Origin of the sequence: Streptomyces sp. NPDC013457 (assembly GCF_043089925.1) — a bacterium.
Lineage (GTDB): Bacteria > Actinomycetota > Actinomycetes > Streptomycetales > Streptomycetaceae > Streptomyces.
Genome location: NZ_JBICBL010000001.1, coordinates 529,058 through 542,371 on the forward strand (window position 1 = coordinate 529,058; position 13,314 = coordinate 542,371).

A 13,314-nucleotide genomic window follows, 5' to 3' on the forward strand; every position below is an offset into this window, starting at 1 on the left:
ATCAGCGGGGCGAGTGCGCCGAGAAGAAGGCCCCCACCGTGGCGGTGAACGCGTCGGGGTCGTCGATCCACGGGTAGTGACCCGCCCCCGACTGGACGGCGAACGAGGCGCCGGGGAAGAGCGCGGCGAGTTCGGAGACCGGACCGGGCGGGCTGTTCAGGTCGAACTCCCCGGCGAGCACGAGGACCGGGGCCTCGAGGGCGACGAGCGCGGCGCGGGTGGACTCCGGGTCGAAGGCGCCCTCGGCGGCGAAGCCCGCGACCGCCTCGGCGTTGCCCGGCCGCGCGCCCGCGTGGTGGCGGCGCGCAGCCTCGTCCCAACGGCCCCAGCAGAAGGGGGCGATGGCGTCCCAGTCCGCGCCCCTGCCCTCGGTGAGGGCCTCCAGGGCGGCGAACGCGCCGGGGAACCACGGCTCGCCCTTCCGGAGCAGCGCCGCCGTACGCCGCGTCTCACCGCGGACTTCGATGCCGACGGCCGCCGTCCCGGGGGTGATCAGGGCGAGGCTGCGCACCCGGTGCGGATACCGGGCGGCGTACGTGACGGCGGTGTTGGCGCCCCCGGAGTGGCCGAGCAGGTCGATACGGTCCAGGCCGAGGTGGACGCGCAGCGCCTCGACGTCGCCGGCGACGCGGTCGCAGCGGTAGGAGGCGGGATCCTCGGGGACGGCAGAGTCCCCCGTCCCGCGCGGGTCGGGAAGGACGAGGCGGCGGTACGCGGAGAGGCCACCGAGGTCTCCGAGGTAGCGGGAGTCCGTGGGGCCTCCGGGGAGGCAGATGACGGGGTCGCCGGCCGGTTCCGTAAGGCCCTCGGCACGGCCTTCCCCGCGGATCCCCTTGCGGTCTTCCGTGCGGTGCTCCGTGCGGTGGGCGAGGCGGGTTCCGTCCGATGCGGCGAAGTAGGCGGGCATGAGGAGGACCCTGCCATCCACAACCGAGTAGTACAACCTGGTTATGGCCCTGTATAACCGAGTCATGGAAAGCGAGGAGATCACCGAGGAGCAGGCGGCGCGCATGCTCGCCGCCATGAACGAGGTCATCCGGGCGGGCGAGGAGATGCGGCGGCTGCGGGCCGAGATGATCAAGGTGTTCGTCGGCTACGGCTGGACGCAGGAACGCATCGCCCGGCTCACGGAGATGAGCCAGCCGGCCGTGTCCAAGCAGGTCAGGGCCAGGTCTCCGGAGGCACCGATGGCGCTCTCCCTCCGGCAGGGCGACACCCCGTGGCTCGAAGGGCGGCTGTGGGGCCTCGCGGAGGCGATCTCCGAGTCCTGCGGCGAGACCGCCCACTGCACGCCGTACGTCCACGCGTTCACGCGCGGCCGGAAGCGCTTCACCGCCCGGACCGTCGACGAGCTGCGCCGTCTGGTCGAGGAGGACCTCAGGACGCACCGGGACCGGCTCCCCGCCACCCGTCGGACCGCGTACCAGGCGGCGTACGACGAGATCAGCCGCGCTCTCGACGTCCCCGCGAAGACCGCCGCGGCCGCGCCCGCCCCCTCCTCGGCCACCCCCTCGATGCGCCGCACCCTCGCCCACCAGCTGCAGCGCGACCGGCTCCGGACCGACGGCTGACCCTGGCGCCCGGAGCCGCCGGCGGGAGATCATCTCCGGATGACCACGGAAACGATCACCGCAGCCGCCTCGGACAGCTGGACACTCGGCGACCTCACGGTCAACCGGATCGGCTTCGGCTCGATGCGTCTGCCGCAGACCGGAGAGGCGCTCGTCGAGAACGCCGTCCCCCGCGACCGGGACCAGGCCGTCGCCGTACTGCGCCGGGCCGTCGAGCTCGGCGTGAACCACATCGACACCGCCGCGTTCTACTTCTCCCCCCTGCGCTCCGCCAACGAGCTGATCAACCGGGCCCTCGCGCCGTACGCGGACGACCTGGTCGTCACCACCAAGGTCGGACCCTGGCGGGACGCGGCGGGGCGGTGGGCGGCACACGCCACGACCGCGCAGGAGCTGCGCGGGCAGGTCGAGGAGAACCTGCGCCAGCTCGGCCGCGACCACCTCGACGTGGTGAACCTGCGGATCCTCGGCACCGACTCGATCGCCGAGCGCTTCGGGGCGCTGGCCGACCTGCGCCAGGCCGGACTCATCCGCCACCTGGGCCTCTCCAACGTCCACCCCCACCACGTGGCCGAGGCCCAGGAGATCGCCCCGGTGGTCTGCGTGCAGAACCGGTACGGGATAGGGGTGCGTCCGGACCACGACGCGTTCGTGCGTGAGTGCGGCGAACAGGGCATCGCGTACGTCCCCTTCTACTCCATCGCCGGAGCGGCGGGCCAGGCGGGCGCCGCCCAGGCCACGGTGGAAGCCGAGGTGCTGGCCGTCGCCCGGGCGCACGGAGCGAGCCCGGCGCAGGTGCGCATCGCGTGGACGCTGCACCGGGGTCCGCACATGCTCGCCATTCCCGGCACGGGCGACCTGGGGCACCTGGAGGCCAACGTCGCGGCAGGGGCGCTGCGCCTCACCGAGGACGAACTGGCGACTCTGGACGCCCTGCACCGTCGCGGCGAGGCGTAGTACCGGAACGGTGCGGCGGTGCGGCCACACACCGCCGCACCGGCCTTGTCCCCTCAGGCGCGGCCCGCGGCCTTCTGGCTGCGACGGGACAGCGAGTCGACGACGACGGCGGCCAGCAGGACCGCACCGGTGATCATGAACTGGACGGCGTTGCTGACGCCCATGATGTTCATGCCCGACTGGATCGACCCGATCACCAGCGCGCCGAGCAGCGCGGACCAGACCGAACCGCGCCCGCCGAACAGGCTGGTGCCGCCGATGACGGCTGCGGCGATGACGTTCATCAGCAGGTTGCCGCCGCCGGAGGTCTGGCTCGCGGACTGGATCTGCCCGGCGAGGAAGAGGCCGCCGACCGCCGCCATGGTGCCGGAGATCGAGAAGACGGTCATCCGGATGAACGGCACGCTGATGCCGGCCCGGCGCGCGCCCTCGATGTTGCCGCCGACGGCGAAAACCTGCCGGCCGTAGGTGCTCCGGCGCAGGACGAAGTCGATGACGACCAGCACGATCAGGAAGATCAGGAGCGCCAGCGGGAGCCCCTGGTACTGGTTGAGGATGTAGGCCGCGGCGAAGGCGATCGCGGCGATGACGACCGTACGGATCACGATCTCGGCGATCGGCCGGAACGGCACCCCGGCCTTCTGGCGGCGCCTGGCGTCGAGGAGGGAGGCCGCGAGGAACAGCCCCACACCGACGGCGGCCGTCACGTAGGAGGCCGCCGAGGAGTGGAAGATCTTCGAGTAGAGCTCGGAGACGATGCTCTCGCTCGGGATGTTGACCGTTCCGCTGGTGCCGAGCACCTGGAGCATGAGTCCGTTCCAGGCCAGATTGCCGGCGAGCGTGACGACGAACGCGGGCACGCCGACCTTGGCGAAGAAGAAGCCCTGGATGAGTCCGACGGCGGCTCCGCCCGCGACGGCGACCAGGAGCGCCAGCCACTCGTTCATGCCGTTCAGGACGTTGAGTACGGCGAAGATCGCGGCACACAGGCCGCTGACCGAGCCGACGGAGAGGTCGATCTCGCCGAGCAGCAGGACGAAGACGATCCCGATGGCGATCATGCCCGTGCCGACGATCTGCTGGCTCAGGTCGGACAGGTTCTGCGCCGAGAGAAACGCGCTGTCCAGGGAGCCGAAGACGGTCCAGATGATGATCACGGCGATGACCACCGGCAGGGAGCCCAGCTCACCGCTGCGCAGTTTGCGCTTGAACTCCCCGAGGTAGCCCTTGATGCCCTCCTCCCGGACGATCAGCCGGGCGTCCACGGCGGGCATGGCGTCATGGGCCGGTTCCTGGCCCGCCGCGTCGCCGGATCCGGGTGTGGAGGGGTCGTGCGGGCCTCGGTCGCGCCTCATCGCTCCTCCTCCCGCTTCCGCGCCTGGCGGCGGGTCACGGCGCTGTCGCTGGCGCCGGTGATGGCGGAGATGATCTCCTCGGTGGTGGTGGAGCGTTTGTCGAAGATGCCGTTGTTCCGGCCCAGGCGCAGCACGGCGATGCGGTCCGCGACCGCCATCACGTCCTCCATGTTGTGGCTGACCAGGATGGTGCCGAGCCCCTGCTCGCGGAGCCGCTCGACGAGGTCGAGGACCTCGGCGGTCTGCTCCACGCCGAGCGCGGCGGTGGGCTCGTCCAGGATGACGACCTTCGGTGCGCCGATCAGTGAGCGGGCGATCGCCACGGTCTGGCGCTGGCCGCCGGAGAGCGAGGCGACGGGGATCCGGACGCTGGGGATGCGGATGGAGAGCGTGTTGAGGAGTTCGCGCGAGCGCTGTTCCATGCGGACCTCGTCGAGCACACCCCACCTCTTGAGCTCACGGCCGAGGAAGAGGTTGCCGACGACGTCCAGGTTGTCGCAGAGCGCCAAGTCCTGGTAGACGGTGGCGATGCCGAGGGACTGGGCGTCGTGGGGCCGGTGGATGGAGACCGGTCTGCCCTCCCAGGCGATGACTCCGCCGTCCGGCGGGTTCACCCCGGCGATCGCCTTGACGGCGGTCGACTTGCCGGCGCCGTTGTCGCCCACGAGGGCGACGACCTCTCCGGCGTGGACCTCCAGGTCGAACTCCGAGAGTGCCTGGACGGCTCCGAACCGCTTGGAGATTCCCCGAAGACTGAGCACAGGTGTTCCGAGCACCGTCAACCGCCTCCTGCCGGGACCCGTCGGACTCGCTCGCGATCCTGTCCGGCCGGTACGGCTCGCGCCGCGGGCGACCTCGCGGTCGCCGCGCGCCGCGGGCTCCTTACTCCAGACCGGCCTCCGCGCAGGCGGACGCGTACGCGGGCGTGCAGATCTCGTCCACCGTGTAGAGGCCGTCCTTGACGACCGTGTCGTCGATGTTGTTCTTGTCGACCACGATCGGCGTCAGCAGGTTGGCCGGAACCTTCTCACCACTGCCGCTGGTGACGGTCGTGGGCACCAGGGACGCGGGAAGCTCCTTGCCCTCGGCCAGGTTGACCGCCATGGTGGCGGCGATGTCGGCCTCCGGCTTGTAGGGCTTCATGATCGTGATGGTCTGGGTGCCGAGCAGGATCCGCTGGATGGCGTCGAGTTGGGCGTCCTGTCCGGTCAACGGCACGTTGATGCCGGACGCCTTGAGCGCGGTGGCGATGCCGGCGGCCAGTCCGTCGTTGGCCGAGTACACGCCGACGATGTTGTCCTTGCCCAGCGCGCTGATCGCGCCCGACATCTGCTGGTTGGCGTTGTTGGGGTCCCAGTTCGGCGTGTCGTACTCCTTGCCGATGTCGACCTTGCCGTCGAGGACCGAGTGGGCACCGGCCTTGAACTCGGCGGCGTTGGGGTCGGTGGGAGACCCGTTGTGCATGACGATCTGGCCACTGTCGGCCTTGTCGCCGAGCGCCTTCAGCAGTGCCTGGCCCTGCAACTCGCCGACCTTGAAGTTGTCGTACGAGACGTAGGCGTCGACGGGACCCTGCGCGAGCCGGTCGTACGCGACGACCTTCACGCCCGCGTCCTTGGCCTTCTGCACGGACGACTGGATGGACTTGGAGTCCACCGCGTCCAGGATCAGCACCTGATCGCCCTTGGCGAGCGCGGTGTTGACCTGCTGCTGCTGAGTGGTGGCGCTCTCGGCCGCGTTGTAGTAGTCGATCTGGGCGTCGGGCGCCAGTTCCTTGATCTTCTCTTCGATGTACGGCCGGTCGAACTTCTCGTAGCGCGTGGTCTTGCTCTCGGGGAGCAGCAGGCCGATCTTGATGTCGTCCTGCTGCGCGGCGCCGGGCTGGGCGCTGCTGACGGAGACCGCTCCCAAGGAGAGGGCCGCGGCTCCGACCAGGGCTATCGCGCCACGCAATGTGCGGGTCATCGGGGGCTCCTTCCGTACGCCCCCTTCCCTTCACCAGGTGAACGCGGGAGTCGAAGGGGTGTACTTATGGCCTTAATACGACATTAGCCGCAACTGGAGGACCGGCAAGCGGGTGACCGCGCCGGGCGTCGCCTCGGGGGCAGCTGGCCTGCGACGATCGAGGCGAGCGCGAGTCCGAACCCCGGCAGCCGGGACCGGGCCCGGCGTCTGGCCGAGCAGCGCGGCACCGCGTACGGCCGCGACCAGCGTGGTCCGGAGCCGCACCGGCCGCACGCCCGGGGCGACCGCGTTCCTGGCGCTCGCAGGCGTCCCGGATCCGGCCCTGGGTCCCGGCCCCGTCCGGCCCCGGATCCCGTCGCCGGTCCGGCCCCGGATCCCGTCGCGGGAACGGTCAGGAATCGAGAAGCGCCCGCTCCGGGCCGCACGTAGCGTGGCTGTCGTACGGGGACGAGGGCCGCGGAGCGACCCGCCCGGACCAGGGTTCCGTCTCCCCCACGCCACCGGGTCCCCGTGACCCACGACTCCAGGAGTGACCATGAGCGCCTCTTCCACGCAGGGCGTCAAGACCGTGCTGCACCCCGTCTCCGACCTCGCGAAGGCCAAGGCGGTGTACGCCGCGCTGCTCGGCACCGATCCCCAGGTCGACGGGGAGTACTACGTCGGTTTCGAGGCCGGGGGCCAGCACATCGGGCTGGTGCCGAACGGTGGACCGCAGGGAATGACCTCGCCGGTCGCCTACTGGCACGTACCGGACATCGAGGCCAAGATCGCCGAGGTCACCGCCGCCGGCGCCACCGTCAAGGAGCCCGCGCACGACGTCGGCGGCGGCCGCCTGGTGGCCACCGTCACCGACACCGACGGCAACGTCCTCGGGCTCGTCCAGGACCGGTGAGCGCCGGCGCCCCGGCCGCCGGGCGTTGCCGCCGGGGCGCCGACGACGTAGAACGGCGACGTAGCACCAGAGACGACGACGCAGCCCCAGAGACGTACCCGCTCACAGATGGAGACACGATCAGCATGGCCACGAGGAAGGGCGCGCGGCCGACGACGCCGCACGGTGCCGACAGCCACGACGTGATCCGCGTGCACGGCGCACGCGAGAACAACCTCAAGGACGTCAGCATCGAGATCCCCAAGCGCCGGCTGACGGTGTTCACCGGGGTCTCCGGCTCGGGCAAGAGCTCGCTGGTGTTCAACACCATCGCCGCGGAGTCGCAGCGGCTGATCAACGAGACGTACAGCACCTTCGTCCAGGGCTTCATGCCGACGCTCGCCCGCCCCGAGGTGGACGTGCTGGACGGTCTGACGACGGTGATCACCGTCGACCAGCAGCGGATGGGTGCCGACCCCCGCTCGACCGTCGGCACCGCCACGGACGCCAACGCGATGCTGCGCATCCTCTTCAGCCGGCTCGGCAAGCCGCACATCGGGCCGCCCAGCGCGTACTCCTTCAACACCGCCTCGGTCCGGGCGAGCGGGGGCATCACCGTCGACCGCGGCGCCGCGAAGACGAAGACCGTCAAGGCGACGTTCCAGCGGACCGGCGGCATGTGCACGCACTGCGAAGGCCGGGGCAAGGTCTCCGACATCGACCTCACGCAGCTCTACGACGACTCCAAGTCGCTCTCCGAGGGCGCGTTCACCATCCCCGGCTGGAAGTCGGACAGCCAGTGGACCGTGCAGCTCTACGCGCAGTCCGGCTTCGTCGACCCGGACAAGCCGATCCGCAGGTTCACCAAGAAGGAGATGCAGGCCTTCCTCTACGGAGAGCCGACCAAGATCAAGGTCAACGGCATCAACCTCACCTACGAGGGGCTGATCCCGAAGATCCAGAAGTCGTTCCTGTCCAAGGACAAGGAGTCGATGCAGCCGCACATCCGGGCGTTCGTGGAGCGCGCGGTCACCTTCACCACCTGCCCCGAGTGCGACGGCACCCGGCTCAGCGAGGGCGCGCGGTCGTCGAAGATCAAGCGGATCTCGATCGCCGACGCCTGCGCCATGGAGATCCGGGACCTCGCCGAATGGGTCCGCGGCCTCAAGGAGCCGTCGGTGGCGCCGCTGCTCGCCTCGCTGCAGCGGACGCTCGACTCGTTCGTCGAGATCGGCCTCGGCTATCTGTCGCTCGACCGGCCCGCGGGCACGCTGTCGGGCGGTGAGGCGCAGCGCGTGAAGATGATCCGGCACCTCGGCTCCTCGCTCACCGACGTCACCTACGTCTTCGACGAGCCCACCATCGGGCTCCACCCCCACGACATCAAGCGGATGAACGACCTGCTGCTGCGGCTGCGCGACAAGGGCAACACCGTCCTCGTCGTCGAGCACAAGCCCGAGGCGATCGCGATCGCCGACCATGTCGTGGACCTCGGTCCCGGTGCCGGCACGGCGGGCGGGACCGTCTGCTTCGAGGGCACGGTCGAGGAGCTGCGGGACGGCGACACGATCACCGGCCGTCACCTCGACGACCGGGCCTCGCTCAAGGAGTCGGTGCGCACGCCCACCGGCACCCTGGAGATCCGCGGCGCGGCGGCGAACAACCTGCGGGACGTCGACGTCGACATCCCGCTCGGCGCGCTGGTCGTCGTCACGGGTGTCGCCGGCTCGGGCAAGAGCTCCCTCGTGCACGGGTCGATCCCGGCCGGTGAGCCCGTCGTGTCGGTCGACCAGACGCCGATCCGGGGCTCGCGGCGGAGCAACCCGGCGACGTACACGGGTCTGCTCGACCCGATCCGCAAGGCGTTCGCGAAGGTCAACGGCGTCAAGCCGGCGCTCTTCAGCGCCAACTCCGAGGGTGCCTGCCCCACCTGCAACGGCGCCGGGGTCATCTACACCGACCTCGCGATGATGGCGGGCGTCGCCACCCCGTGCGAGGACTGCGAGGGGAAGCGGTTCCAGGCGGAGGTGCTCGAATACCACCTCGGCGGCCGGGACATCAGTGAGGTGCTCGCGATGTCGGTGACCGAGGCCGAGGAGTTCTTCGGCTCCGGCGACGCGGCCACGCCGGCCGCGCACAAGATCCTGGAGCGGCTCAGCGACGTCGGGCTCGGCTACCTCACGCTCGGCCAGCCGCTGACCACCCTGTCCGGCGGCGAGCGGCAACGGCTCAAGCTGGCCACCCACATGGGCGACAAGGGCGGTGTCTACGTCCTCGACGAGCCCACCACCGGCCTCCACCTCGCGGACGTGGAGCAGTTGCTCGGCCTGCTCGACCGGCTCGTCGACTCGGGCAAGTCGGTCATCGTCATCGAGCACCACCAGGCCGTCATGGCCCACGCCGACTGGATCATCGACCTCGGCCCCGGCGCCGGTCACGACGGCGGGAAGATCGTCTTCGAGGGGACGCCCGCGAAGCTCGTCGCCGACCGCTCCACCCTCACCGGCGAGCACCTCGCGGCGTACGTCGGAGCCTGAGCGGGACACGACGCGACGCGAGCCCCGTCGCCGCCGGAAGGGCGGTGGCGGGGCTCGTGCGGTCTCGGCGCGTCCGTGTCCGGTGCCTGGGGCGTCCGGGTGTCAGCGGCGGCTGCGGACGAGCAGGTAGAGGAAGTACGGCGTCCCGATCACCGCGGTCATCAGTCCGGCGCCGAGTTGTGCCGGGGCGATCACCGTACGGCCCAACAGGTCGGCCGTGCAGACGAGTACGGCGCCCAGGAGGACCGCGACCGGAACCACGCGCGCGTGCTGCCTGCCCACGAGGGCACGGGCCGCGTGCGGGGCGACGAGGCCCACGAAACCGATCGTGCCCGCGGCGGCGACGGCGGTGGCGCTGAGCAGGACGCTCAGGACGAGGAAGCCGAGCCGTCCGCGCTCCACACCGAGGCCCAGAAGCCGTGGGGTGTCCTCGTCGAGCGACAGGAGGTCGAGTTCGGTACGCCGCAGGACGGCGGCGACGAAGCCCACGGCGAGCACGGCCGCCGGCGGCACCACGTCCGGCAGGGTCCGCCCGTAGGTGGAACCGGAGAGCCAGGTGAGGGCCTTGGTCGCGTTGAACGGGTCGGTGAGGACGATGAGCAGGCTGATCAGCGCGGCCGTACCGGTGGCGACGCCGAAGCCGACGAGGACCAGCCGGTTCTGCTGGAAGCCGCCGCGTGCGGCGAGCCCGAAGACCACGACCGAACTGACCGCGGCGCCCGCGAAGGCGGCTCCCGCCACGCTCCACGAACCGGCGAGCGGCACGGACGTGACGAGGAGTACGGCGCCGAGCGCGGCGCCTCCGGAGACGCCCAGCGTCGCGGGCTCGGCGAGGGGGTTGCGGGTGACGGCCTGGACGAGCGTGCCCGCCAGGGCGAGTGCCGCGCCGGCGAGGAGGGCCGCGAGGACCCGGGGCACCCGGCTGTCCAGGATGAACGAGATGGTCTGACCCGCCCTGCCCTGCGCCCAGTTCATGACGTCGCCGAGGAGCAGCTTGCTGTCGCCCAGCAGGACGGCGGCGATGGTCACGCCCACCAGCACCGCGACCAGTGTGGCGGTGGTGGTCAGGAAGACGGCCCGGCTCCGGATGCGCAGCCGGTCGGCCGCGGCGGCTCCGGCGGTGTCGCGGGTCCGGGTCGCCATGACGATCAGGAAGACGGCGCCGACCAGGCTGGTGACGACGCCCGTGGGCACGGCGACCGCCGTGTCCGCCGGCACGATGGCGCGCAGCAGCACGTCCGAGCCCATGACGAGGGCGGCGCCGACGAGCCCCGCCACGGGAAGTCCGGCCCGCGCGCGGGAGAAGCCGCGGTAGCGGCGGACGAGCGGACGCACGAGGGCGGGGGCGCACAGACCGACGAAGCCGATCGGACCGGCCAGCGTGACGGCCGCCGCGGAGAGCATCGCCGCGAGCACGACCGCCGTGACGCGGGTGGAGCGCACGGGCACGCCGAGTCCGCGGGCGGCCTCGTCGCCGAGTGCCAGCGCGTCGACCCTGCGGGCGATGAGCAGCAGCCCGGCGAGGGCGACGAGTCCGACCGGCGCCATCTGCAGCACGCCGTCGAACCCGTTCTGGGAGATGCTGCCCTGGTTCCAGGCGAAGAGGCCCTCGGTCTGCTGGGGGAACAGCAGGAGCAGCCCCTCGGTGATGGCGGTCAGGCCGAGGGTGAGGGCGCTGCCGGCCAGCACCAGCCGCACGGTGCCGGCGCCCAGGCCGGAGAGGCCGAGGACGACGGCCGCCGCCGCGAGCCCGCCGACGAAGGCGACGCCCGAGGAGGCGAGCAGCGGGAGCGAGACTCCGCCCGCGGCGGAGAGCCCGAGGGCCAGGTAGGAGCCCGCGTTCACCGCGAGGGTGTCGGGCGAGGCGAGCACGTTGCGGCTGACGGCCTGCAGGGCGGCGCCCGCCATGCCGAGGACGGCACCGACGAGCAGCCCGGCGGCCATCCTCGGCAGGCGCGAGGCGATGACCACGGACGCGTCGGACGGGTCGGCCCTGCCGGTGAGGGCCTTCCAGACCTCGGACGCGCCGACGGAGGCCGTGCCCTGGGTGATGTCGACGAGCGCGAAGCCCGCGACGAGGAGGACCAGTGCGGCCGTCACCGCGGCCGCGCCCGTCCGGGACACGGCCGCCGACGGGAGGGTGGCGGAGGAAGGTGCGGTGACGGCCATGGGGGTTACTTCGTCAGCGCCTTGACGACGGAGTCGACGTACTGGTTCATCGACTCGGTCCCGCCGAACATCCAGATGCCGTCGGGCAGCCGGTGGGTGTCGCCCTTCTTCACGAACGACAGCGAGGTCCACACCTTGTCCTTCTTCAGGACGCCGTCGAACGGGGTGCTGCTCGGGTCGCCGTTGTTGCTGATGTACGCGAAGTGAGTGCCCTCACCGAGCTTGGTGAGGCCCTCGACGTCGGTGGTGCCGAGGCCGTAGGCCGGGTCGCCCTCCACCGTCCAGGCGTTCTTCAGGCCGAGCTTCTCGTTGACGGCGCCGATGAGGGAGCCGCCGGTGAAGGGGCGGATCGAGACCTGGTTGGAGACGACGTAGCCGTCGGCGAAGGCGTACGGCTTGCCGGCCAGGCCGGCGTCGGCCAGGGCCTTCTTGCCCTCGGCGAGCTTCGCCTCGAACTCCGTCTTGAGCTTGCCGGCCTTCTCGGTGGTGCCGGTGGCCTGGGCGACGAGGTCGAGGTTCTTCGTCATCTGGCCGATCGGGTCGGCGGCGTCGGCGGCCTTGAGCTCCAGGACCGGGGCGATCTTCCGCAGCTGCTTCACGGCGGCCGGCGGCAGGTCGTTGGTGGCGACGATGAGGTCGGGCTTCAGGCCGGCGACGGTCTCCACGCTCGGCTCGCCGCGCGTGCCGATGTCCTTGGCGTCGTTCTTCAGCGGGACGGCGGTGTCCCACGTCTTGTAGCCCTTGACGTCGGCGACGCCGACGGGGTCGACGCCGAGGGAGATCAGGGTCTCGACGACGTTCCACTCGGTGCCGACGACCTTCTTGGCGGGTCCGTCGAGGGTCACCTTCACGCCGGTGGAGTCGGTGAGGGTGATGGGCTCCGCGGACTTCTTCGCGTCGTCCTCGGCGGGCTCGGTGGTCCCGCAGGCGGTCAGGGTGAGGGCCGCCGTGGTGGCGACCGCGGCGGTGAGGAGGAGGCGTCTCATGAGGTGGTGCTGAGCCTTTCGCTTCGCGTGTGGTGGCGGCCGATGGCGCGGGTGCGCAGCCGGCCGGTCGTGGGGTCGGTGTCGACCTCGATGCGGATGCCGTACGTGTCCGTCAGCCGCGGTGCGGTCAGGACGTCTTCGGGGCGGCCCTCGGCGATGATCCGTCCCGCCCGGAGCAGGACGATCCGGTCGGCGACGGCCGCGGCCTGGTCGAGGTCGTGCAGGACGACGCCGACGGCGATGCCGTGGTCGTCGGCCAGGTCGCGGATCAGGTCGAGGAGTTCGATCTGGTACCGCAGGTCGAGATAGGTCGTCGGCTCGTCGAGGAGCAGCACACCGGTCTCCTGGGCGAGGCAGCCCGCGAGCCAGACCCGCTGGAGCTGCCCTCCGGAGAGGAACTCGGCGCCGCGGTCGGCGAACTCCTCGACGCCCGTCATGCCGAGCGCGCGGTCCACCGCCACCCTGCCGCCCGGGTCCGCCTTGCCCCAGCGGCCGCGGTACGGGTACCGGCCGAACTCGACGACGTCCCGTACCGTCAGCCCGCTCGGGGTGGGGCGGCCCTGCGTCAGCAGGGCCACGTGCCGGGAGAACTCGCGGGGCGTCAGGGCGAGACCGTCCGTCTCGGCGTCGATGGTCAGCGTGGCGCTCCGGGGCCGTTGCAGACGGGCGATCGTCCGCAGGAGCGTCGACTTCCCGCTTCCGTTCGGCCCGACGAGCACGGTCACTTCGCCGGGTCGCAGCGTCACGGACGCGTCGTGCACGACGTCGACACCGTCGTAGGCGACGGTGACCTCTCGGGCCGACAGGGCGTGACCGCGCACGGCCGTGGCCTGCGGGCTTTCTTCACCAACTCTCACGCCATGCAGGTTAGCCTAACCTAATTAAGCATGAACACGGGGTGCC

General features: G+C 71.3%; 11 protein-coding genes. 4 read left to right on the top strand and 7 right to left on the bottom strand.

What is annotated here, in order from left to right; all coding sequences use genetic code 11:
- Position 1: 1 nt before the first annotated feature.
- Entirely contained in the window at positions 2-907 is a 906-nt protein-coding gene (locus ACF1G2_RS02310) for an alpha/beta fold hydrolase (RefSeq protein ID WP_391796412.1), read from the bottom strand.
- 64 nt (positions 908-971) lie between these two features.
- Between ACF1G2_RS02310 and ACF1G2_RS02315 the strand changes: the two genes are divergently transcribed.
- Both ACF1G2_RS02315 and ACF1G2_RS02320 read left to right on the top strand, forming a co-directional pair.
- On the top strand, positions 972-1,571 hold the full coding sequence (locus ACF1G2_RS02315) for a sigma-70 family RNA polymerase sigma factor (protein ID WP_391796413.1): 600 nt from the start codon (positions 972-974) through the stop codon (positions 1,569-1,571).
- Between the two features lie 39 nt (positions 1,572-1,610).
- Positions 1,611-2,528: an oxidoreductase gene (locus ACF1G2_RS02320; RefSeq protein WP_391796414.1), complete on the top strand. Its 918-nt coding sequence runs from the start codon at positions 1,611-1,613 to the stop codon at positions 2,526-2,528.
- A gap of 53 nt (positions 2,529-2,581) precedes the next feature.
- Here the strand turns inward: ACF1G2_RS02320 and ACF1G2_RS02325 are convergent, their stop codons facing one another.
- The 3 genes from ACF1G2_RS02325 to ACF1G2_RS02335 form a co-directional block, all read right to left on the bottom strand.
- Entirely contained in the window at positions 2,582-3,883 is a 1,302-nt protein-coding gene (locus tag ACF1G2_RS02325; RefSeq protein ID WP_391796415.1) for a sugar ABC transporter permease, read from the bottom strand.
- The gene (locus ACF1G2_RS02330) at positions 3,880-4,659 is read right to left on the bottom strand and encodes an ATP-binding cassette domain-containing protein (RefSeq protein WP_391796416.1); all 780 of its coding nucleotides are present in this window, start codon (positions 4,657-4,659) and stop codon (positions 3,880-3,882) included. Before ACF1G2_RS02330 ends, ACF1G2_RS02325 begins: the two co-directional genes overlap by 4 nt.
- Before the next feature lie 106 nt (positions 4,660-4,765).
- Positions 4,766-5,848, bottom strand: coding sequence for a sugar ABC transporter substrate-binding protein (locus tag ACF1G2_RS02335; protein ID WP_391796417.1), 1,083 nt, complete (start codon positions 5,846-5,848; stop codon positions 4,766-4,768).
- A gap of 535 nt (positions 5,849-6,383) precedes the next feature.
- Here ACF1G2_RS02335 and ACF1G2_RS02340 point away from each other — a divergent pair.
- Both ACF1G2_RS02340 and ACF1G2_RS02345 read left to right on the top strand, forming a co-directional pair.
- Positions 6,384-6,740: a VOC family protein gene (locus ACF1G2_RS02340; protein ID WP_391796418.1), complete on the top strand. Its 357-nt coding sequence runs from the start codon at positions 6,384-6,386 to the stop codon at positions 6,738-6,740.
- A 119-nt stretch (positions 6,741-6,859) separates the two neighbouring features.
- Positions 6,860-9,256, top strand: a complete 2,397-nt coding sequence (locus ACF1G2_RS02345) for an ATP-binding cassette domain-containing protein (RefSeq protein WP_391797017.1) — start codon at positions 6,860-6,862, stop codon at positions 9,254-9,256.
- Positions 9,257-9,358: 102 nt separating this feature from the next.
- On the opposite strand, the gene ACF1G2_RS02350 is transcribed toward ACF1G2_RS02345, so the two are convergent.
- From ACF1G2_RS02350 to ACF1G2_RS02360, 3 genes are read right to left on the bottom strand one after another with little or no spacing between them, the layout of a single operon-like run.
- Positions 9,359-11,425: an iron ABC transporter permease gene (locus ACF1G2_RS02350; RefSeq protein WP_391796419.1), complete on the bottom strand. Its 2,067-nt coding sequence runs from the start codon at positions 11,423-11,425 to the stop codon at positions 9,359-9,361.
- Between the two features lie 5 nt (positions 11,426-11,430).
- Positions 11,431-12,411, bottom strand: coding sequence for an iron-siderophore ABC transporter substrate-binding protein (locus ACF1G2_RS02355; RefSeq protein ID WP_391796420.1), 981 nt, complete (start codon positions 12,409-12,411; stop codon positions 11,431-11,433).
- Positions 12,408-13,268, bottom strand: coding sequence for an ABC transporter ATP-binding protein (locus ACF1G2_RS02360; RefSeq protein ID WP_391796421.1), 861 nt, complete (start codon positions 13,266-13,268; stop codon positions 12,408-12,410). The genes ACF1G2_RS02355 and ACF1G2_RS02360 overlap by 4 nt, the downstream gene beginning before the upstream one ends.
- Between the last annotated feature and the right edge of the window lie 46 nt (positions 13,269-13,314).

Bases quoted from the DNA above. Each gene is read 5' to 3' on its own strand.
- ACF1G2_RS02310 (WP_391796412.1), bottom strand. From the start codon at position 907: ATGCCCGCCTACTTCGCCGCATCGGACGGAACCCGCCTCGCCCACCGC.
- ACF1G2_RS02315 (WP_391796413.1), top strand. From the start codon at position 972: ATGGAAAGCGAGGAGATCACCGAGGAGCAGGCGGCGCGCATGCTCGCC.
- ACF1G2_RS02320 (WP_391796414.1), top strand. From the start codon at position 1,611: ATGACCACGGAAACGATCACCGCAGCCGCCTCGGACAGCTGGACACTC.
- ACF1G2_RS02325 (WP_391796415.1), bottom strand. From the start codon at position 3,883: ATGAGGCGCGACCGAGGCCCGCACGACCCCTCCACACCCGGATCCGGC.
- ACF1G2_RS02335 (WP_391796417.1), bottom strand. From the start codon at position 5,848: ATGACCCGCACATTGCGTGGCGCGATAGCCCTGGTCGGAGCCGCGGCC.
- ACF1G2_RS02340 (WP_391796418.1), top strand. From the start codon at position 6,384: ATGAGCGCCTCTTCCACGCAGGGCGTCAAGACCGTGCTGCACCCCGTC.
- ACF1G2_RS02350 (WP_391796419.1), bottom strand. From the start codon at position 11,425: ATGGCCGTCACCGCACCTTCCTCCGCCACCCTCCCGTCGGCGGCCGTG.
- ACF1G2_RS02355 (WP_391796420.1), bottom strand. From the start codon at position 12,411: ATGAGACGCCTCCTCCTCACCGCCGCGGTCGCCACCACGGCGGCCCTC.